This window comes from Leifsonia aquatica H1aii (assembly GCF_000633535.1).
Lineage (GTDB): Bacteria > Actinomycetota > Actinomycetes > Actinomycetales > Microbacteriaceae > Leifsonia > Leifsonia aquatica_A.
Genome location: NZ_AYMR01000018.1, coordinates 133,864 through 152,702, shown reverse-complemented (window position 1 = coordinate 152,702; position 18,839 = coordinate 133,864). Strand labels below are relative to the sequence as shown.

Below are 18,839 nucleotides of genomic sequence, written 5' to 3'. Positions count from 1 at the left end.
TTTCACGTCAAGCCGCCTCGCCTCCCCCGCGCCGCGACGGGAGAGCCGCTCGCGTCACGAGGCGAGGGATCCCCTCCTTTCGGGAATGCCCCTCCGTCGGAGGCGTTGTTCACACACGTGAACCAACCCACCCACGCGAGCGTCGGCTTCCGCTCGGAACGCGGCCCCGTCCTCATCGCCCTCATGCTCACGACCGGGCTCGTGGCGATCGACTCCACGATCCTCGCGACCGCCGTGCCCTCGATCGTGACCGACCTCGGCGGGTTCTCGCAGTTCCCCTGGCTATTCTCGGTGTACCTGCTCGCCCAGGCCGTGTCCGTCCCCGTCTACGCCAAGCTGGCCGACACCGTCGGCCGCAAGCCGCTCGTGCTCGTCGGCATCGGGCTCTTCCTGCTCGGGTCGATCCTCGCCGGGTTCGCGTGGAGCATGCCCGCCCTGATCGCGTTCCGTGTCGTGCAGGGCCTCGGCGCCGGAGCCATCCAGCCGATCGCGATCACCATCGCCGGCGACATCTACACGATCGCCGAGCGCGCGAAGGTGCAGGGCTACCTGGCGAGCGTGTGGGCCATCTCCTCGGTGGTGGGCCCGACACTCGGCGGTGTCTTCTCGCAGTTCACCACCTGGCGGTGGATCTTCTTCGTCAACATCCCGCTCTGCCTGCTCGCCGGATGGATGCTCGTGCGCAACTTCCACGAGAACGTCGAGCGCCGGCCGCACCGGATCGACTACGCGGGGGCGACCCTGCTGACGGTCGGGATGAGCCTGCTGATCCTGGCCGTGCTCGAGGGCGGCCAGGCCTGGGCCTGGGACTCCGTCTGGAGCATCGGGGCGTTCGTCCTCGGCGGGCTGCTGCTGATCGCGTTCCTGCTCGTCGAGCGGCGGGCGGCGGAGCCCATCCTGCCGCTGTGGGTGTTCTCCCGCCGGCTGCTGGTCACCACGACCCTGATCTCGCTCGGCATCGGTGCGATCCTGATCGGGCTGACCTCGTACGTGCCGACCTACCTCGAGTCGACGACCGGGGCCTCCCCGCTGGTGGCCGGGCTCGCCGTCGCCGCCCTCACCCTGGGCTGGCCGGTCGCGGCCAGCCTCTCCGGACGGTTCTACCTGCGGATCGGGTTCCGCAGCACCGCCCTGCTCGGCACCTCCATCGCGATCGTCGGGGCGCTCGCCCTGGCGGTGACCTCGGTGCACCCGAGCGTCTGGTTCGTCGCGATCAGCTGCTTCGTGGTCGGGCTCGGGATGGGACTGGTCGCCACCCCGACGCTGATCGCCGCACAGTCGAGCGTGGCCTGGAACGAGCGCGGCGTGGTCACCGGCGCGAACATGTTCTCCCGCTCCATCGGCAGCGCCGTCGGAGTCGCCCTGTTCGGTGCGATCGCGAACGGCATCATCGCCGCGTCCGCGGGCGGAGCGCACGATCCAGGCACCGTGCAGACCGCGTCGACCGCGGTGTTCGTCGCCGTCGCCATCGCCGCGGTGCTCACCATCGTCGCCGGCATCGCGATGCCGCGCTCGCGCGTCGAGGACGTCGAGCTCGGCCACCAGCCCGCCACCGCCGACTGACCCCTCCCGCCCGTCGAGGCGGCGAATGGTCGGCCGTCTCGACGCGAGGAGGCGGAACTTTCGCCGCCTCGATGCGCCGGCGCAGCGCGTGCTAGTGTGGTCGGACCACATGGTCGGACCACAGGAGGCGCGATGACCGCGGAGCCGCGGGCATGGGAGGGCGTGCTCGCCCACATCGAGGCGCGACTCGTCGACGGTCGCCTGCGACCCGGCGACCACCTGCCGCCCGAGCGGACGCTCGCCGCCGACCTGGGGGTCTCCCGGTCGAGCGTGCGGGAGGCCATCCGCGTCCTGGAGGCCATGGGGCTCGTGCGCACCCAGACCGGCTCCGGCCCGAGTTCCGGTGCGATCATCGTCGCCCGGCCGGTCGGCGGGATGCAGGCGCTGATGCGGCTGCAGGTCGCCGCCAGCGGTTTCCCCGTGGCCGACGTGGTGCGCACCCGGCTCCTGCTCGAGACCGCCGTCGCGCAGGAGCTCGCCGAACGCAGCGGCGCCCTCGATGTCGCCGACGCCCACCACCTGCTCGACGCGATGGACGACCCCGCACTCACGCCGCAGGAGTTCCTGGTGCTCGACGCGCAGTTCCACCTCGCACTCGCGGAGGCCTCCGGCAACGCGGTCGTCGCGGCGACGATGGCCGGGCTCCGCAGCTCCATCGAGGGCTACGTGCTCGCCGGCCTCGCACGCATCCCCGAGTGGGAGGCCATGGCTGCTCGCCTGCGGGCCGAGCACCGTGCCGTCATGGCGGCGATCGTCGCGGGAGACGCGGTCGGCGCCCGCACCCGGATCCACGACCACATCAGCGGGTACTACCGCGACGCCTCCCCCGCACCCCAGGACGCCGTCCCCACCACCGCCCCCTCCGCCCACGACCCCCGATAGGCAGCCCATGGTCACCCGTCAAGTCCCCAAGCCCGCCGAACTGCTCGAATTGATGTCGTTCAAGAAACCCGAGTTCGACGCCAAGAAGCGCCGGCTGCAGGGCGCCCTCACCATCGAGGACCTGCGCGCCATCGCGAAACGGCGCACCCCGAAGGCCGCGTTCGACTACACCGAAGGCGCCGCGGAGGGCGAGCTCTCGCTGGCCCGCGCCCGTCAGGCGTTCCAGGACATCGAGTTCCACCCGTCGATCCTGCGCGATGTCTCGGTCGTCGACACCTCGTGCGAGATCTGGGGCGGCCGCTCGGCCCTCCCGTTCGGCATCGCACCGACCGGCTTCACCCGCCTGATGCAGACCGAGGGCGAGGTCGCCGGCGCCGGGGCGGCCGGCGCCGCGGGCATTCCGTTCACGCTCTCCACGCTCGGCACCACGTCCATCGAGAACGTGAAGGCGGCCAACCCGACCGGGCGCAACTGGTTCCAGCTCTACGTGATGCGCGAGCGCGAGATCTCCTACGAACTCGTGCGCCGGGCCGCCGCCGCCGGTTTCGACACCCTCTTCTTCACCGTCGACACCCCGGTCGCCGGGGCGCGCCTGCGCGACAAGCGCAACGGCTTCTCCATCCCGCCGCAGCTCACCCTCGGCACGATCGTCAACGCCATCCCGCGCCCGTGGTGGTGGTACGACTTCCTCACCACACCCAAGCTCGAGTTCGCGTCGTTGTCGTCGACCGGCGGCACGGTCGGCGACCTGCTCAACGCGGCGATGGACCCGTCCATCAGCTTCGACGACCTGGCGATCATCCGCGACCTGTTCCCCGGGAAGATCGTCGTCAAGGGCGTGCAGAACGTCGAGGACTCCGCGAAGCTCGTCGACCTCGGCGTCGACGGCATCGTGCTGTCGAACCACGGCGGCCGCCAGCTCGACCGCGCGCCCATCCCGTTCCACCTCCTGCCCACGGTGGTTCAGGAAGTCGGCCAGCACACCGAGGTCGCGATCGACACCGGCATCATGAACGGCGCCGACATCATCGCCGCCTACGCACTGGGGGCGAAGTTCACGCTCATCGGCCGCGCCTATCTGTACGGCCTGATGGCGGGCGGGCGCGCGGGAGTCGACCGCACCATCCAGATCCTGTCCGACCAGATCGTGCGCACCATGCAGTTGCTCGAGGTCTCCTCGCTGGCCGAGCTGACCCCGGCGCACGTCACGCAGCTGCAGCGGCTGGTGCCGGTCGCGGCACCGAGCACGGTGAACGTCGGCTAGCCGGCCCGACGCCGCCGACCCCCATCCGGCACGGTGGCGCTACTCGCAGCCGATGCCGTCGCCGTCGCGGTCCAGGTCGTAGATGTCCGTCCCGACGACCTGGACCGGGCCGCGCACGTAGGCCGGGCCGTTCCCGCTGCCGCCCGCACAGTCGACGTCGCTCGCGATCGGCACACAGGCGCCGGCGTAGTTCGGATCGCACCCGCTCGGATCCAAAGCGGGCGGTGCGGCCGGGGGCGCCGCGGCGACGGGTGCGGGTTTCCGCGAGCCCACACTCGTGACCTGGTCGATGGGAGGCGTCGTCACGGTCTCGGAGACGAGGGTGCGGGCGGTCTCGACCCCGTCGACGAGCGTGACACTGTAGGTGCTCGTCGTGACGCCGTTCCGGCCTTCGGTCGTGACGGCGCTCGTGCCGGCATCCCGGGTCGGATCGTCCACGGTGGTCGCCGCGAACGGGATCGCCGTGTCGACGGTCACCGTGGTCGTCTCCGTCAGCGGCGTCGGTGTGGGCGTCGTGCTCCGCTCCGACGGAACGGCGACGGCATCGGTCTCGGCCGTCTCGGCGGGAGGGTGGCCTCCGGCGGCGTAGGCCGAGACGGAGACCAGGAGCGCGAGTGCCGCGGCGCCTCCGACGACCGACCAACCGAGGGTGCCCAGCCTGGACCGTGCCACGTTCACTCCTTCGGGTCGTGCTCGCAGCAGTCTGGCGAGCGCGCTCCGCCGCGGCAAGGGACCCGAACGAGGCACAGGGCGACCGCCGGCCCGATCGTCCGGCACACCACCAGCCCTCTCAAAGGAATTACCCCCTACGATCGGTGGGGGAATGTCCACAGTCGAATGGGATGAACTGAATGGCAACGGGTAGAGGGGCCTCCGGCCCGACCAAGCGCGACCGACGCGAAGAGGCGCGCGAGACCGCGCGGCTCATGCGTGAAGAGGCCGCCAAGAAGGCGAAGCGCCGCAAGGTCGTCGTCCAGAGCTCGGTGATCGTCGGCGTGCTCGCCGTGCTCGCCGTCGTCGGCCTGTTCATCTACTCGGGCGTCACCGCCTCCAGCAATGTCGCGAACCCGAAGAACATGATCAGCGGCGGCATCGTGCTGACCCAGGCGGACAAGGCCGTCACGAGCCCCGCCATCTCCGGTGGCGACGCGCCCACCCCGACGACGCAGAAGCTCGACGGCAAGACCGCGCACATCCAGATCTGGCTCGACTACCAGTGCCCCTACTGCGACCAGTTCGAGACCACGAACAGCGCGCAGATGAAGCAGATGATGGCCGACGGGACCGCGACCCTCGAGATCCACCCGGTCGCCATCCTCGACTCCCCGACCAACAACAAGTACTCGACCCGTTCGGCCGCCGCGGCCTCGTGCGTGGCGAACTACGAGCCCGACAAGTTCTTCGACATCAACAGCGCGCTCTTCGCCAACCAGCCCGACGAGCAGACCGGCACCGGGTTGACGGACGCCGAGATCCTGAAGCTCTTCAAGGGAGCTGGGGTCGAGTCGAAGCAGATCACCGACTGCGTGAACAACCAGACGTACGCGCCGTTCGTCACCAACCGCACCAAGGACGCGACCGCCAGCAAGCAGCTCGCGAACCCTCAGGGCGGCTTCGGCACCCCGACCGTGTTCGTGAACGGCGAGCGCTACCAGGGCGGCTTCACCGACGCCACCCAGTTCGCCTCCTTCGTCGCTGCGGCGGTCAAGGACGCCGGCGACAGCGGCACGATCACCTTCCCGAAGGCGAGCTGACCTCCGCGCGCATCGCTCCAGAAGGCGGCCGGTCCGGTGGACCGGCCGCCTTCTGCGTGCCCGGGCGCGGGTGTAGGTTCGCCGCACCGCACCCGCGACGACAGGAGGCCAGCCATGGACCGCATCCCCGAGGACGGCGTGGAAGACGACCGGTACGGCGACGGCGACGGCGGTGACACGGCCGGCTGGGTCGATCCGGCCGACGGCGACATCGACTACTCCGTCGACGACCCGATCGCCGAGGCGGACGCCGCCGACGAGCTCGTGACCACGGACGGCGTCGCGGGCGAGACCGTGTGGGGGAACGGCGCGGGAGACGAGGCCTCCCCGATCGAGGACGAGCACGATCCTCTCGGCGACCCGGACGAGGGCGTCCTCACCGAGGACGACATCGAGGAGGAGGGGATCTAGGGTGTGTCTCTCACGTCGTGGGCCACCGGGCACCGCGCAGCGCCCACGAAGTGAGAGACGTACCCTAGCCGAGGGCGGCGACGACCCCGCGAGCACTGCGCTCCAGGAAGCCGACGATGTCGTCGGCGGAGAGCTCGGGAACGAGCGCGGTCTCGACGAGCGCCTCCTCGGCGAATGCGACCCACGACCGCAGCGCGATGCGCAGCATCGGGGTGTCGGTCACGCCGAGTTCGAGGAACGCGGCCACCACGCGTCCCGCCTGCTCCTCGCGGGCCTCCTCGACCACGGCGCGGACCTCGCTGTCGCCGCTGGCCACGCCGCGGACCAGGGAGTAGAACGTGCCGTGGTGCTCGCGGACGAACCGCACGATGCGCGCGAGCGTGTCACGCAGACGATCCAGCGGCGGCAGCTCGGCGAGGGGTTCCGTGGCGTGCAGCATGCTGTCACGCGCGGTGCGGACGACCTCCCGGTGCAGCCCCTGCTTGGAACCGAAGTAGTGGAAGAGGAGTCCGCGCGAGACGCCGGCCTTCTCGGACAGCGTGTCGATGGTGAGGTCGTCCAGCGGCCGCTCTGCCAGGAGGGCGACCCCGAGCGCGACCAGCTGAGCCCGGCGCTCGTCCGGGGTGAGCCGTGTGCGCCGGTCCGTGGACATGCTGCGAGCCTATCCGGCGAGCCGGTCGAGCTCCGCGCGGAGGAGGTCGAGCGCCCACCCGGAGTCGCCCCCGCGCACCAGCAGGTGCACGGCCAGGCCGTCGACCAGCGCATGGAGCCGGAGCGCCTCGCGTCGCAGGGTGTCGGTTGCAGCAGCGGAGGACTCCCCCCGGAGCGCCGCGACCAGACGCAGGCAGACATCGGTGAGCGCCCGGTCGGCCTCGTCGCGGATGCGTGCGAGTCCCGGCAGGGCGGGCGTCTCGGCGATCAGCGCGATGTTGACCTCCAGCTCGGCCCGACTGTCGGGGGTGAGCGGGAGCAGCTGCCGGAGCACGTCCATGGCATGCTCTCGCGGGTCGTCGCGCTCGGGGAGCGCGCGGATGCGGTCCGTGGCCCGATCGACCATGAGCTCGGCGGAGAATTCGAGCAGTTCCGTGCGGGTGGGGAAGACGTGCCGCAGCGATCCGACCGCCACCGCCGCTTCGGCGGCGACCGTGCGGACCGACACCGCGCCGATCCCGCGCTCGACGATGGTGCGCCAGACGGCCTCGGCGAGCTGGGCCTTGCGGGCGTCGCGGTCCATGGTGCGCGGCATGCTCGGAGGCTAGCACGGTCGTGCTACGCTCCGATTTAGCACAGTCGTGCTAACTGCGGAGGGGTGCGTGTGATCGTCGTCGTCATCGTCGTCTGCGAGATCCTGTTCTGGGTCTTCATCGGGCTCGGACTCATCGCCCGCTACCTCCTGCACGCGCGGCGCGCCGGGGCCGTCCTCCTCGCCCTCTCCCCCGTCACCGACCTGGCCCTGCTCGTGGCGACCGCCCTCGATCTGGCCGCGGGCGGAACAGCGACGGCCGCGCACGGCCTCGCGGCGCTCTATCTCGGCTTCTCGGTCGCGTACGGCCACGCGACGATCCGCTGGGCGGATGTGCGGTTCGCGTACCGGTTCGCCGGTGGCCCCGCCCCCGTGAAGCAGACCGGCGCCGGCTACACCCGCGCCTGCTGGCGCGATGTGCTGCGCACACTGCTCGGCGCGGCGGTGGCACTGGCCGTGATCGGCGCGCTCGTCCTGATCGCCGGCGAGCCGGAACGTTCCGCGGCGGTGACGGCCTTCGTCCCGGTGCTCGGGATCGCCGTCGCCGCGGACCTCGCGTGGGCCGTGAGCTACACGATCTGGCCACGCCGTGACCCTCGAATGAGCGCCAACTATTGACAAACGGTCAATAGCGTCTAGGTTTGCTCCTGGACTCGACCGCACTGGCGCTGTCAAGTCCCCCGAACAGGAGGATCGATGACGTTTCGAAAGTTCGCCGGCTCGCACGCGGGCCGCATCGTGCTCGCCGCCGTACCGGTCGCCGTGGTCTCGACACTGCTGATGGCCGGAGTGGCGCAGGGCGCCGTGCCGGTCTCCTTCGCGGTCTCGGGCAGCCAGTTCCAGATCAGTGCCTCGAAGCTCGACGGCAGCGGTTTCTCGCAGTACGCCGGGGTCGCCCCGGACACCGCGGGCACCGAGCACCAGGTCGCGATCGCCAACATCAAGTCCGCCACCCTCGCCGACCTCTGCCAGTCGGTCGTCACCGACACCCCGCTCGGCAAGGTGGGCATGCTGATCACCGCGGGCGGCGGCGGCTCCCCCGCCTCGGCCTCCGACCTCCAGATCGGGATGACCGACCTCAAGGGCGACTCGAAGTTCGGCAACATCCGCATCGGCGTCGACGCCTCGGCCGTCAACACGGCGGCCAAGGGCACCGCGGGCGACTTCGCCCAGGACGCCGACACCGTCACCATCGACAACCTGCAGCAGACGGCCTGGAGCACCCAGGCCTCCGTGTTCACCCTGACCGGGATGCACGTGCAGCTGACGGACGGCTCGAAGGGGTGCTTCTGAACGCGGTGGCCGCCGGCGTCACACGCCGCGCGCGCTTCCGGGCCTGGCGCCGCTCCCGCCCGTTCGTGGGCGGGCTGCTGACCGCGCTGGGCGGTGTGGAGCTGTTCTTCTCCGGCCAGCTCGACATCGGCAAGATCCACGTGCAGCTCGGCATCGAGGGCCTGCAGGCGACGATCATCCCGATCCTGCTCGTCCTGCTGGGCGTGCTGGTCATCGCCATGCCCGCGCACCGGATCTTCTACGGCGTCATCGCGCTGGCCGTCGCGGTCTACTCGCTCGTGGGGGTGAACCTCGGTGGGTTCTTCCTCGGCATGCTGCTGGCGAGCGTCGGCGGCGTGCTCACGGTCGCGTGGATGCCGACGAAGACGGCGGCCGGCGACGCGGCCGCGATCGACGAGAGCGCGGACCGGAGCGCGGCCGAGCGCGCAGAGGCGGACGCGGTGACCCGCGAAGACCTCGCCCGCGGCCCGGCGGCCGAGCGCACGGAGGGCTCGACGCGATGAGCCCGCGCCGCAGCGGCACCCGGCCCGGCACGATCGTCGGCGCCCTGCTGGCGTGCGTCCTGGTCGCCGTCGCCGGGCTCGGCGCGGCCCGGCTCCCCACCAGCGCGCACGCCCAGTTCTGCATCCCGGTCCTCCTCCCGTGCTCGACGCCGAGCCCGACCCCCACACCGACCCCGTCGACCCCTCCGGGCTCCGGGGCGCCGGGATCGCCGCTGGATCCGCTGCTGCCGACGCCGACACCGACCACACCCGGCGGCGATCCGTCGACCCCGGGCACGCCGGCGCCGGGGACACCCGCCCCGACCCCGATCGACGACGCCGGCTCCCCCGTCTTCACCCAGCCGCCCGCCCAGCTCGGCAGCCGGTCCCTGTCGTTCACGGGGCTCTCCGGCATCAGCGTGGTGAGGGTCCCGCTCGCCGATGGCAGTCGGGTTGCGGCGCTCAAGATCTCGGCCGACACGATCACGATCGGCGGCTTCAGCCTCACCGTCCGACACGAGACCGGTCCGTCGCTGGCGACCACCGCCGACACCATGACGCTGAGCGGGCACGTGCAGGTCTACCTGAACTCCCTCACGGCCACCACGGCGGACGGACACGCGCTCACCCTGGGCGCCGCGACCCCTCCTCCGGCCGACGGGATGCCGAACGGGCTCCTGCGGGTCACGCTCGGCCTGGTCGGCGCGACCGCGGACTCCATCGTCTACACGAACACCAAGCAGCATCTGACGGAGTGACGCTCGGCGACGACGGCCGGGGCTCGTGCCCGCCTAGCGTCCTCGCCGAACCCGGCGCCGCTCCCGCCGGCTGAGGGCGGCGAGCGCCTCCGCCTCCGCCCGGCGCTGCTCCTCCGCCTGCCGGAGACGCGCCGTACGACGGTCGAGCCATGCGGCGACCTCCGCGTCGGCGTCACGGGTGGCGGTGACGACCGGCGGGCCGCCCTGGAGCTGCCGCCGCGCCTCCCGCACCCGACGGTTGAAGTCCTCGACGTGCTCGCGCACGGCCCGCTCGGAGCCGAGCCGGTCGAGCCGGGCGTCGAACTCGGCGTCCTCGGTGCGGAGGGTCAAGGCGGGCGGCCCGAGACCGGTCAGCTGCTCGCGCTCGATCTTGCGCCGGATCCACCAATCGGGATCGTGCGTCCCGGTGAGGCCGGGCAACGGTTTGCCCGCGCCGGGGAGGTCGTCGAAGTCTCCGCGGCGGATGGCCTGCTGGATGGCGTTCTCGATCACGTGCGCGCGCTGATCCATCGACGGCTGCCCGGCGTTCGCCTCCGGCTCGACGTCCTCGCCGCGGGCCTCGGCCTCACGCCGCAGCCGGTATCGCACAGCCTCGACGCGCGCGTCCCCGGACTGCGGGGCGGCGGGCTCGCGCGACTCGGGCATGCCTCCACGATACGCCGGGCGACCGGACGGCCGCCGCGTGGAGCTGCGCCCGAACCGGAGGAGGAGCAGATGCAGCAGATGGGTTCCTGAGAGTCGATCCGGGTGTGTCGGTTGACTTCCCAGAGAACCGATCTATCGTGTGCGGTGACCACGGCGACCGCCAACTCCGGCGCCGCGCGGCCGGACGGAGTGCGGACCCGCTAGGGCGGGTCGCCCCGCATCACCCGGCGAGCGACGGCCGGCTTCTCGGGTGAGCCGGTCGTCGTCGCGTTCGTGCGCGATAGGGTGGCCGCAGACATGAAAGCGGCACGACGGAGACGTCGCGGACGGGGGACGACATGCTGAGTGGACTCGCGGGCTGGCACCTGATGATCCTGTTCCTGGGGGTCGGGCAGCTCGCCCTCTGGCTGGTGGCGCTGGTCCAGGTCGCCCTGAGCCGGACGACCGCGGCCTACGTCATCGCCTGGATCGCCATCGTCACCCTGGTGCCGGTCATCGGACCGATCCTCTGGCTCACGCTCGGCCGCGCGAACGCGCCGCGCAACCAGGACCGGCTCAGCGGCGGCTCAGCATGAGCACCGTCGACCCGTCGATCGCCAAGGCGCAGCGCGAGGCCCGTCGGACCGCGAAGCGGCCGAGCACCGCCCGCGTACTGATCCTGCTCGTCCTGCTGCTCGCGGGAGGTTTCGGGCTCGGCTCCGGCTGGGGCGGGTTCGGGATGCTCGACGAGTTCGGGGAGCCCCCGCTGACGTCGGTGCTCGGCACCATCCTGGGCCTGATGCTCACCATCGCCGCCGGTGCACTCTGGGCGGTCACTGCGACGAAGCGATCCGACATCGGCTTCGGGTACGGCGCGGCTGCGACACTGATCGGCGCGGGCGCCGGCCTCCTGGTCGTCGCGGCACCCCACGGCTATCCGGCCGTCGCCGTCGCCATCGCGGTGGGACTGCTGATCGTCGGCGTCCTCTTCCTCCTTCTCGGGATCGTCGCCGCGGCGAGCCGCAACCGGCAGCGGTCCCGCGACGCCGAGACGGTACGGTCCGGCACGCTGACCACGGCCACCGTGAGCGACAAGGGCTACGACTTCTTCCACGAGAGCCCGCGCATCCTCACGACGGTGACCTTCACGTTCCACGACCTGCAGGGCACCCAGCGCTGGGTGCAGAAGACCATGCTCATCGAGCAGGCGCGCCCCGTCGTCGAGGGGCAGGAGACCCGGCTCTGGTACGACGCCTCCCACCCGGGCGACGCGCGCGGCATCGTCGTCGAGCTCGCCTGGGATCACGCGTTCCGACGATAGCCGGACGCTCCGCCGAGCACCGAGGAGGCCCACATGGCCGGATTCTTCCCGCCCGATCCCCCGCAGGACGACAGCACCGGGCCGGAGCCCGAGGTCGACCCGCGCTGGGGGCCGCCGGAGACCGAGCTCCCCCGGCTCTTCCCGATCTCGGAGGCCCTGGCCGTCACCGACACCGCCGCGATCATCGTGATGGCGGCGCGGGTCTACAGCACCGGCGTCGAGTTCGTGATCGAACGCCGCATCCGCCGCGGAGACCGCACCCCGCAGGAATGGCAGACGGCGCACTGGGGCTTCCACGGGTCCTTCGGCTCGTCCGACCCCGAACGCCTGCGCTACGGAGTCGCCCTGGGCGACGGTCGGCGGCTGATCCTCGACGACGGCTCCTGGATGACCGGCGGAGAGGGCGGCAGCGGGGACGACGACACCGCCCACACGCTCGCGCCGACGGGCGGCAGCGGCGGCGGCTCCGGGAACGTCTACCGGGTCGAGGACGGCCTCTGGCTGCGACCGCTGCCGCCGGCCGGCCCGATCGAGATCGTCGCGCAGTGGCCCGCACAGGGGATCGAGGAGTCGCGGATCGTGCTGGACGGCACGCCGCTGCTCGACCTCGCCGCGTCGGTGCGACCGCTCTGGGGGTGACCTCCACGCCGTAGCGCGTAAGAGGCCGTCATGTTCCTGGGCGAGGCGCGGGCGGCGCGGCTAGAACGGAGCGGTGGCGTCCCGGAGCGAACGGTTCGCGCTGGCGGCCTGCGTCGGCGCCGGCTTCGCGACCCTCCTCGACCAGTCGGTGGTCACCTACACCGTGCCGTCCCTCGGGCCCGAGCTCGGCGCGTCCACGGGAGGGATCCAGTGGTTCCTCGCCGTCTACTCGCTCGCCTTCGGGGTGGGACTCGTCCCGGGCGGCCGTCTGGGTGATGCCTACGGCCGCCGCGGGATGTTCATCGCCGGCCTCGCGCTGTTCCTGGTCGGCGCCGCTCTCGCCGTCTGCGCACCGGACATCGGTTGGGCCATCGCGGGCCGCGCCGCGCAGGGCTTCGGCTCCGGAGTGGTGAGCGCCCAGGTCCTCGGCGTCATCCAGGACCTCTTCACCGGCCGCGCGCGGATCCGCGCTCTCGCGGCCTACGGGATGGCGGCGTCGGCTGCGGCGATCGTCGGCCCCCTCGCCGCCGGCGCGCTCCTGTCCCTGCTGCCGCCGGATGTCGCGTGGCGGGGCGTCCTGGCGATCAACGCCCCGTTCGTCGTCACCGTCGTCGTGCTCGCCGCACGCTACGTCCCGCGCGGCGGTCGGGCCGCGGGCCGACCGTCACTGGACCTGGTGGGCATCACCCTCACCGCGGTGGTCGTGCTGCTGGCGACCGCACCGGTGATCGACCCCGGTCTCGGACCTGTCCGCACCGGTCTGGCGGTCGGAGGCCTCGTCCTGACGACCGGTGTGCTGGTCTGGTGGGAGCGCCGGACCGCACGGATCGGACGCCTCCCTCTTTTCTCGCCGACCCTGCTGCGCGCCCGCGGGTTCACCGGGGGGAGCGTCGTCGCACTGCTGTGGTTCGGGGCGGCGGTCGCGCAGTCCGCCATCGTCACCGTGTTCCTGCTGCAGTCTCTCGGGATGCCCGCCGTGCTCGTCGCCCTGCTGCTCGCGCCGTCCGCCGCCGCACGGATCGTCACGTCCGCCCTCAGCTCGCGGCTCTTCGACGCGCTGGGGCGCTGGACGCTGGTGACGTTCCTCGGGATGCAGACCGCGTTCAGCGCGATCCTCGTGGCGGTGAGCGGAGCGAGCGACGTGGTCGCGCTGGTGATCTCGATCGTGCTGCTGGAGACCCTGATCGGTGCGGCGAGCGGGGCGTTCGAGCCGCCGTTGCGGGCGCTCACCCTGGCGCACGCACAGCCGGGCGAGTACGGTCTCGCAGCCTCGTTCCTCCAGCTCGCGCAGCGACTGTCGGCGACCTTCTGCGTGGCGCTCGTGACCGGCGTGGCGTTCGCCGGAGGCGGGACGCTGGTCGACACGGCCGGACTGCTGGTGGGCCTCGCCGTCTGCGCCGGGCTGCTGCTGGCCTCCCTCGCCGTGGCGGCGACGCTGGTTCTCGGCGTGCGCGAGGCGGCGGCACCGTTCATCAGGCGGCTGCGGGCGACCCGGAGCTCGCCCCGGAGGCCGGTGGTACGGCCGCTGGACGACGGGCGATCGTGACTCCGCCGAAGGCGCGCACCGTCGGGATCGGGCTCGGCTCAGTCGTAGCCGAGGATGACGACGCCGTCGGCGGCCAGCCGATCGACGTCCGGTTGATCTTCGATGGCGACGCCGGCAGTCATGCAGTGGATGCTACGTCCGGCGCCCCGGCCGTGCGAATGTACACCCTGGCCAACCGGACCGTCGACGTGGACACTGTGTACAACAGGGTGGGGAGATCTGCCCCGGGAGGGAGGTGAGCGGATGACCGTGCAGGTCCCGTTCGCGCTCGTCGACGTCTTCGCCACCGCCCCGCTCGAGGGCAATCCGTTGGCGCTGGTACCGGATGCCGACGCGCTGCCGGTCGAGCGGATGCGCGCGGTCGCCGCGAGTTCAATCAATCGGAGACGACGTTCCTCGTGCGGCCGACGGCACCCGGGGCGCTCTGGCGGCTGCGGTCGTTCACACCGGCCGGCATCGAGGTGTTCGGCGCCGGGCACAACGCGATGGGCGCGTGGCTGTGGCTCGCCCTGACGGATCGTCTTCCAGCGGCCGCCGGTCGCTACCGGCAGCAGATCGGCGACGACGTGCTGGGCGTCGAGGTGGGCCGCACCGCGGGGCGCGTCGAGGTGACGTCGCCGATGGCCAGTGGATCACCCGCTTCGAGTCGAGCGAGGCTGGCGAGAGAGTCGACTGCAGCAGAGATCTCCGGGGAAGCCGACAGCGCAGACGCTACGGACCCCCGAGCGTTCGCGCCGATCGCAGCGCCGATGCCCAACGCAGCCGGAACGAGTGCCCCGATCACGACCGCCTTCCAAGAAAGGAACGAGTTATAGGGGTCGCTGAGATGCTGTCTTTCCTTGTCATCGAGATCAGCTGGCTTCGGTGGAAAGTGCGCGACGGCTCCGTGCCCATACCAGCACTGGGATCAGCAGCAAAGCGAGCACGCCACCGGAAATGGAGAGGGCGCTGTAGCTGGTCGAGGCCATGACAACACCGGACATGGCCCCTCCGCCCGCGCCTGCGAGAGCGATCAGGACGTCGATTGTGCCCTGGGTGCGCGCGCGGTTGGCGGGCACGGTGGAGTCCACAACAAGCGCGGTGCCGGCGATCAGGCCGAAGTTCCATCCCAGGCCCAGCAGCACCAGAGCGAGAATGAGCATTCCGAGCGAGTCGCCCGGGGCGAGGGCGGCGACGATCCCGGCGAGCAGCAACGTGACACCGGACGCGATTGCCATGGGCACACGCCCTATCTTGTCGACCAGGACGCCGGTGACCAGCGACGGAAGATACATGGCAGCGATGTGAAGCCCAATGACCAGGCCGACCTCACCGAGGCCGTGATGGTGGGCGCGCATGTGCACGGGGGTCATCGTCATGATCGCGATCATCGCGATCTGCGTGAGCACCATGACCGTCGCCCCCACGTACGCGCCGGTCGCGGGACGCGGAATGACCTTCACCTCGCCATCCTTCGGTGGGACGGTGTTCGCGATGCCGATCTGGCGCGCCACGAGGAACGGGTCGGGACGTAGCAGCGCCAGCAGGACTACGCCGGCGGCAAGGTAGGCAACACCTGCCAGCAGGAACGGTCCAGCGAGGGGTGGGATGCCCCAGTTCATGGCAAGCATCCCCAGAGGCTCCACCAGGTTCGGTCCGGCCACCGCGCCCAGCGTCGTGGACACCATGGCAACGCTCACCGCGGTGCCGCGCCGGGTCGGCAGTGCGAGGTCGGTGCCGGCATAGCGCGCCTGCAGATTCGTCGCTGTTCCCGCGCCATAGACGAACAGCGCGATGAACAGAAGCGGAATGCTGTTCGTGACAGCGGCGAGCACGACACCGCCCGCGCCAATGCCACCAGCAGCGAAACCGAGGCCGAGACCAATGCGCCGTCCCCACCGTTGAGTGAAGCGGCCGATGAGGAACGCTGCGAGAGCCGAACCCAGCGTGAACAGTGCGGTCGGAGCGCCTGCCGCGCTGTCAGAGCCCAGCATCTCTTGCGCGAGAAGGGCCCCGACAGTCACTCCCGCGGCCAGTCCGGCCCCGCCAAGGACCTGGCTGATGACGACGACGGTCAGTGTGCGGCTCTGAAGTTGTTTGCGACCGCCCTCGTCACCGTCGATGACGCGAGCGAGCGCAACCACATCAGGCTGTCTGATCAAGGCAACCCTCCTCTGACGCACGCCACTCGATGACCCCTTCGTCCATCGCCTTGGCGTTGATGCCCCGATCTCGCATCCACGCGGCGGCCTCACGCGCCATTCGGCAGAACTCGCCGCGACAGTAGACCACCACCTCAGCATCGGTGGGGACCTCCGCGCCTCGGTCCTCGAGCTCCGCCAGAGGAATCGACATCGCACCTGGGAAGTGTCCCGCCTCGAACTCCTCCAACGGCCGGACGTCAACGACAGTCATGGTCGAGGTGACCGCTGCGGGATCGATCAAAGGAACCGAAGACGCGGACGGCGCCGCCTGGTCCATGTACGCCGCCAAGGTGTCTCGCAACTCGGGCAACCGCAGCAAACCGACCCGCTTCGCTGCCAGATACAAATCGATGACATCGGTGCCCGCGAGGCGATAATGCACCGTCGTACCCTCCCTGCGGGTCCGCACCAGCCCGGCCTGCTTCAGGATCTGCAAACCAGCCGACACGGTCGTTAGCCCCATGCCCGTCATTCGAGACAGCACCTCTACCGAGTGCTCGCCCTGGGCGAGTACCTCGATCAGCTCCAACCTTCGGCCATTTGCCACCGCTTTCATCACGACAGCGAGCGAGTCATAGACAGCGAGCTTGTCTACCACCTCGGTATTCCATGCATCCATGGATTAACTCTACAACGCGTTCACGCGTCGCCGCCCACCCAGAGGGCGAGTTTCCACGCCATGCAGGTCACGCGTTCAGATCGTGGCCAAGTGGGACCACTGGAGTTCTGGATCGGAGCCCGTCGAGGATGATTTCGATCGCCTGGGCGTGCGAGTCCCGATCGCCCAGTGCTGCAATGCTCTGCGCGGCGAGGCTGAGTTGGAATACGACTGGGCCATCGACATCCGCGCGGAGTTGTCCGGATGCGTGCGCTCGTTCGATCAGCTGGCCGATGATGCTCATGACCTCTTCGCTCCAGCGCGCAATGCTCTCCTGGAGTGCCGTCGGCTTGGTGCCTCGCGCCCAGCCGAGTGAGTCTGTCGCGGAGCTGACGACGAGTTCACGGAAGCCCCTGTCAGCCGCGAAATCAAGGGCCGACGCCCGGAACTCGCTCGCGAACGCCTCCCACGGGTCACCGAGCTGTGCCGCAGCGCGCATCCGGGTCGTGATTTCCGTGAATCGGCGCTCGGCCAACGCTTGAATGATGTCGTCCTTGGTGGCGAATCGGCGATAGATCGTGGCAACCCCGACGCCTGCTCGCTCCGCGATCTCAGCCAACCCCGCATCGAGGCCGCTGCCGGCGAATACTTCCGCCGCGGCTTCCAGGATGCGGTGGGAGACCGAAGGGTCGGTGACTGTCGTGCTTGCAGGCATGGCCGTAGTCTACGCGGAATAGTTGTTCCGCGTCTGTGCTACATTGTGCGGAATAGTTATTCCGGAAATAGGAGAGGACCAATGTCAAGCCGTTCGGTAGCGGACACCCCAGTAGCGGCCGCCAGGGCGCGGAAGGTCGGGTGGCCAGCGCTCATCGTGATTTCACTCGCGCAGCTGATGGTGGTGCTGGACGCCACGATTGTGAACATCGCCCTGCTAAAAGCTGCGCTGGATCTGCAGTTCGACGCGAGCGGACGACAGTGGATCGTCGCTGCGTACTCATTGGCCTTTGGCGCGCTGCTTCTCGTTGGCGGGCGCCTGGGCGATCGCGTCGGTAACTTCCGCACCTTCGTTGTCGGCGCTGCTGGCTTCGCCGTAGCGTCGGCGCTCGGTGGCTGGGCGCCAACGTTCGGGATCCTCGTGGGCGCTCGTGCGGCCCAGGGAGCCTTCGCGGCGCTGCTTGCCCCTGCCGCGCTCAGTTTGCTCACCGTGTCGTTTGCGGGTTCTTCGAAACGGGATCGCGCCTTCGCGATTTTCGGTGCCGTATCGGGGGCAGGCGCGGGCATCGGACTCATCCTCGGTGGCTGGCTCGCGGACGCGTTCTCGTGGCGCGCCACCCTCTACATCAATGTGCTCTTCGCACTCGTCGCGATCATCGGGGCGTTCCTGGTACTTCCGCGGCCGAAGGCCACCACAAGGGCTCCGTTTGATTTCAGCGGTGCAATCGTGTCCGCTGTAGGGCTCTTCGGAATCGTGTACGCGATCGCCACTATCTCCTCGCAGCCGATCCCGGCAGGTATTGCGCTGCTGGTGGGAATCGTCCTGCTGATTGTCTTCGCAAAACGGCAGCGTCGAATTGCTGCGCCTCTGCTGCCGCCCTCGGTGCTCGCGGACCGTCGACGCTCCACGTCGAGCTTGGTGATGCTGATCGCCTCGATCAGCATCGTTGCAGCGTTCGTCTTTGCGACCAGCTACCTACAGGAGATCCTCGGTTTCACCCCTCTCCTGGCCGGCCTGGCATTCCTTCCGATGGTTGTTGCTGTCGTGATCGGAGCACAGGTGATTTCCGCCGGCCTCGCGGCGCGTGTGTCCCTGAAGGTAAAGGTTCCTGTTGCGGCTCTGGTCAGCGCTATCGGGATGGTCCTCCTAGCGCAGGTGCATGACGGGACCGACTACGTCAGCGGCATTCTTCCTGGCCTCATCGTCACGGGGCTCGGCTTGGGAGTGATCTTCGCCTCCACGATCGCCGCTGCGACGCTCGATGTTGCTCCAGAAGACGCCGGGGCAGCATCAGCTGTCCTCAACTCCGCACAGCAACTCGGCACCTCCGTCGGGGTAGCAGTCCTCACCGCGGCATCAGGTGTTTCGATGGGGCTGTACATCGCGAACCACCTCGTCCCCGTCGGAACCATGGGCAGTGTGCCGAGCACTCACACCATCGAAATCGCCACAATCGTGGGCTACCAAGGAGTGTTCCTCGTCGCCGCGGCTGCGTTTGTCGCCACAGGAACTGTGGCGCTCATCCGGTATCCGCGCCGTCACGTCGAACCGAGTGCCCATTAG

22 protein-coding genes are annotated in these 18,839 nt (G+C 70.1%); 15 read left to right on the top strand and 7 right to left on the bottom strand.

Annotated features, from left to right (window positions below; all coding sequences use genetic code 11):
• Window positions 1-117: 117 nt before the first annotated feature.
• The 3 genes from U870_RS0116650 (at window position 118) to U870_RS0116640 (ending at window position 3,709) form a co-directional block, all read left to right on the top strand.
• Window positions 118-1,563, top strand: a complete 1,446-nt coding sequence (locus tag U870_RS0116650; protein ID WP_025158510.1) for an MDR family MFS transporter — start codon at window positions 118-120, stop codon at window positions 1,561-1,563.
• A 132-nt stretch (window positions 1,564-1,695) separates the two neighbouring features.
• Complete coding sequence (locus tag U870_RS0116645) at window positions 1,696-2,445, top strand: FadR/GntR family transcriptional regulator (protein WP_025158509.1); 750 nt, start codon at window positions 1,696-1,698, stop codon at window positions 2,443-2,445.
• Between the two features lie 7 nt (window positions 2,446-2,452).
• The gene (locus U870_RS0116640) at window positions 2,453-3,709 is read left to right on the top strand and encodes an alpha-hydroxy acid oxidase (RefSeq protein ID WP_025158508.1); all 1,257 of its coding nucleotides are present in this window, start codon (window positions 2,453-2,455) and stop codon (window positions 3,707-3,709) included.
• A 39-nt stretch (window positions 3,710-3,748) separates the two neighbouring features.
• Here the strand turns inward: U870_RS0116640 and U870_RS0116635 are convergent, their stop codons facing one another.
• Window positions 3,749-4,381, bottom strand: a complete 633-nt coding sequence (locus U870_RS0116635; protein ID WP_025158507.1) for a G5 domain-containing protein — start codon at window positions 4,379-4,381, stop codon at window positions 3,749-3,751.
• A 179-nt stretch (window positions 4,382-4,560) separates the two neighbouring features.
• On the opposite strand from U870_RS0116635, the gene U870_RS0116630 reads away from it, so the two are divergent.
• On the top strand, window positions 4,561-5,463 hold the full coding sequence (locus U870_RS0116630; protein WP_240183736.1) for a DsbA family protein: 903 nt from the start codon (window positions 4,561-4,563) through the stop codon (window positions 5,461-5,463).
• 114 nt (window positions 5,464-5,577) lie between these two features.
• Window positions 5,578-5,874: a hypothetical protein gene (locus U870_RS0116625; protein ID WP_025158505.1), complete on the top strand. Its 297-nt coding sequence runs from the start codon at window positions 5,578-5,580 to the stop codon at window positions 5,872-5,874.
• A gap of 64 nt (window positions 5,875-5,938) precedes the next feature.
• On the opposite strand, the gene U870_RS0116620 is transcribed toward U870_RS0116625, so the two are convergent.
• Both U870_RS0116620 and U870_RS0116615 read right to left on the bottom strand, forming a co-directional pair.
• Window positions 5,939-6,526 carry a TetR/AcrR family transcriptional regulator gene (locus U870_RS0116620; RefSeq protein ID WP_025158504.1) on the bottom strand — a complete coding sequence of 196 codons (588 nt, stop codon included), beginning with the start codon at window positions 6,524-6,526 and terminating at the stop codon, window positions 5,939-5,941.
• A gap of 9 nt (window positions 6,527-6,535) precedes the next feature.
• Window positions 6,536-7,120, bottom strand: coding sequence for a TetR/AcrR family transcriptional regulator (locus U870_RS0116615; protein ID WP_025158503.1), 585 nt, complete (start codon window positions 7,118-7,120; stop codon window positions 6,536-6,538).
• A 69-nt stretch (window positions 7,121-7,189) separates the two neighbouring features.
• Between U870_RS0116615 and U870_RS0116610 the strand changes: the two genes are divergently transcribed.
• The 4 genes from U870_RS0116610 (at window position 7,190) to U870_RS0116595 (ending at window position 9,650) form a co-directional block, all read left to right on the top strand.
• Window positions 7,190-7,735 carry a hypothetical protein gene (locus U870_RS0116610; RefSeq protein ID WP_025158502.1) on the top strand — a complete coding sequence of 182 codons (546 nt, stop codon included), beginning with the start codon at window positions 7,190-7,192 and terminating at the stop codon, window positions 7,733-7,735.
• A 78-nt stretch (window positions 7,736-7,813) separates the two neighbouring features.
• Window positions 7,814-8,410 carry a DUF6230 family protein gene (locus U870_RS0116605; protein ID WP_025158501.1) on the top strand — a complete coding sequence of 199 codons (597 nt, stop codon included), beginning with the start codon at window positions 7,814-7,816 and terminating at the stop codon, window positions 8,408-8,410.
• Window positions 8,401-8,913 (top strand): DUF6114 domain-containing protein, encoded by a 513-nt coding sequence (locus tag U870_RS24915; protein ID WP_025158500.1) that lies wholly within the window; start codon window positions 8,401-8,403, stop codon window positions 8,911-8,913. Before U870_RS0116605 ends, U870_RS24915 begins: the two co-directional genes overlap by 10 nt.
• Window positions 8,910-9,650 (top strand): hypothetical protein, encoded by a 741-nt coding sequence (locus U870_RS0116595; RefSeq protein ID WP_025158499.1) that lies wholly within the window; start codon window positions 8,910-8,912, stop codon window positions 9,648-9,650. Before U870_RS24915 ends, U870_RS0116595 begins: the two co-directional genes overlap by 4 nt.
• A gap of 33 nt (window positions 9,651-9,683) precedes the next feature.
• Here the strand turns inward: U870_RS0116595 and U870_RS0116590 are convergent, their stop codons facing one another.
• The gene (locus U870_RS0116590; protein ID WP_025158498.1) at window positions 9,684-10,295 is read right to left on the bottom strand and encodes a DUF1992 domain-containing protein; all 612 of its coding nucleotides are present in this window, start codon (window positions 10,293-10,295) and stop codon (window positions 9,684-9,686) included.
• Between the two features lie 338 nt (window positions 10,296-10,633).
• Between U870_RS0116590 and U870_RS0116585 the strand changes: the two genes are divergently transcribed.
• The 5 genes from U870_RS0116585 to U870_RS23260 all read left to right on the top strand — a co-directional run bounded on the left by U870_RS0116585 (window position 10,634) and on the right by U870_RS23260 (window position 14,595).
• The gene (locus U870_RS0116585; RefSeq protein WP_025158497.1) at window positions 10,634-10,870 is read left to right on the top strand and encodes a PLD nuclease N-terminal domain-containing protein; all 237 of its coding nucleotides are present in this window, start codon (window positions 10,634-10,636) and stop codon (window positions 10,868-10,870) included.
• Entirely contained in the window at window positions 10,867-11,595 is a 729-nt protein-coding gene (locus U870_RS23265) for a DUF3592 domain-containing protein (protein WP_025158496.1), read from the top strand. Before U870_RS0116585 ends, U870_RS23265 begins: the two co-directional genes overlap by 4 nt.
• 33 nt (window positions 11,596-11,628) lie before the next feature.
• The gene (locus U870_RS0116575; RefSeq protein WP_025158495.1) at window positions 11,629-12,234 is read left to right on the top strand and encodes a hypothetical protein; all 606 of its coding nucleotides are present in this window, start codon (window positions 11,629-11,631) and stop codon (window positions 12,232-12,234) included.
• Between the two features lie 73 nt (window positions 12,235-12,307).
• Window positions 12,308-13,780 (top strand): MFS transporter, encoded by a 1,473-nt coding sequence (locus tag U870_RS0116570; protein WP_025158494.1) that lies wholly within the window; start codon window positions 12,308-12,310, stop codon window positions 13,778-13,780.
• A gap of 398 nt (window positions 13,781-14,178) precedes the next feature.
• Window positions 14,179-14,595, top strand: coding sequence for a hypothetical protein (locus U870_RS23260; RefSeq protein WP_052357777.1), 417 nt, complete (start codon window positions 14,179-14,181; stop codon window positions 14,593-14,595).
• 36 nt (window positions 14,596-14,631) lie between these two features.
• On the opposite strand, the gene U870_RS0116555 is transcribed toward U870_RS23260, so the two are convergent.
• The 3 genes from U870_RS0116555 to U870_RS0116545 form a co-directional block, all read right to left on the bottom strand.
• A complete protein-coding gene (locus U870_RS0116555; RefSeq protein WP_240183735.1) occupies window positions 14,632-15,921 on the bottom strand; it encodes an MFS transporter in 1,290 nt (429 codons plus the stop codon).
• A complete protein-coding gene (locus tag U870_RS0116550) occupies window positions 15,905-16,582 on the bottom strand; it encodes a metalloregulator ArsR/SmtB family transcription factor (protein WP_029947739.1) in 678 nt (225 codons plus the stop codon). Before U870_RS0116550 ends, U870_RS0116555 begins: the two co-directional genes overlap by 17 nt.
• Before the next feature lie 67 nt (window positions 16,583-16,649).
• The gene (locus tag U870_RS0116545; RefSeq protein WP_025158491.1) at window positions 16,650-17,276 is read right to left on the bottom strand and encodes a TetR/AcrR family transcriptional regulator; all 627 of its coding nucleotides are present in this window, start codon (window positions 17,274-17,276) and stop codon (window positions 16,650-16,652) included.
• 81 nt (window positions 17,277-17,357) lie between these two features.
• On the opposite strand from U870_RS0116545, the gene U870_RS0116540 reads away from it, so the two are divergent.
• The gene (locus U870_RS0116540; RefSeq protein WP_025158490.1) at window positions 17,358-18,839 is read left to right on the top strand and encodes an MFS transporter; all 1,482 of its coding nucleotides are present in this window, start codon (window positions 17,358-17,360) and stop codon (window positions 18,837-18,839) included.

Bases quoted from the DNA above. Each gene is read 5' to 3' on its own strand.
- U870_RS0116595 (WP_025158499.1), top strand. From the start codon at position 8,910: ATGAGCCCGCGCCGCAGCGGCACCCGGCCCGGCACGATCGTCGGCGCC.
- U870_RS0116645 (WP_025158509.1), top strand. From the start codon at position 1,696: ATGACCGCGGAGCCGCGGGCATGGGAGGGCGTGCTCGCCCACATCGAG.
- U870_RS0116550 (WP_029947739.1), bottom strand. From the start codon at position 16,582: ATGGATGCATGGAATACCGAGGTGGTAGACAAGCTCGCTGTCTATGAC.
- U870_RS0116615 (WP_025158503.1), bottom strand. From the start codon at position 7,120: ATGCCGCGCACCATGGACCGCGACGCCCGCAAGGCCCAGCTCGCCGAG.
- U870_RS0116625 (WP_025158505.1), top strand. From the start codon at position 5,578: ATGGACCGCATCCCCGAGGACGGCGTGGAAGACGACCGGTACGGCGAC.
- U870_RS0116540 (WP_025158490.1), top strand. From the start codon at position 17,358: ATGTCAAGCCGTTCGGTAGCGGACACCCCAGTAGCGGCCGCCAGGGCG.
- U870_RS0116590 (WP_025158498.1), bottom strand. From the start codon at position 10,295: ATGCCCGAGTCGCGCGAGCCCGCCGCCCCGCAGTCCGGGGACGCGCGC.
- U870_RS0116620 (WP_025158504.1), bottom strand. From the start codon at position 6,526: ATGTCCACGGACCGGCGCACACGGCTCACCCCGGACGAGCGCCGGGCT.
- U870_RS0116585 (WP_025158497.1), top strand. From the start codon at position 10,634: ATGCTGAGTGGACTCGCGGGCTGGCACCTGATGATCCTGTTCCTGGGG.
- U870_RS0116575 (WP_025158495.1), top strand. From the start codon at position 11,629: ATGGCCGGATTCTTCCCGCCCGATCCCCCGCAGGACGACAGCACCGGG.
- U870_RS0116630 (WP_240183736.1), top strand. From the start codon at position 4,561: ATGGCAACGGGTAGAGGGGCCTCCGGCCCGACCAAGCGCGACCGACGC.
- U870_RS23265 (WP_025158496.1), top strand. From the start codon at position 10,867: ATGAGCACCGTCGACCCGTCGATCGCCAAGGCGCAGCGCGAGGCCCGT.
- U870_RS0116605 (WP_025158501.1), top strand. From the start codon at position 7,814: ATGACGTTTCGAAAGTTCGCCGGCTCGCACGCGGGCCGCATCGTGCTC.
- U870_RS0116640 (WP_025158508.1), top strand. From the start codon at position 2,453: ATGGTCACCCGTCAAGTCCCCAAGCCCGCCGAACTGCTCGAATTGATG.
- U870_RS0116545 (WP_025158491.1), bottom strand. From the start codon at position 17,276: ATGCCTGCAAGCACGACAGTCACCGACCCTTCGGTCTCCCACCGCATC.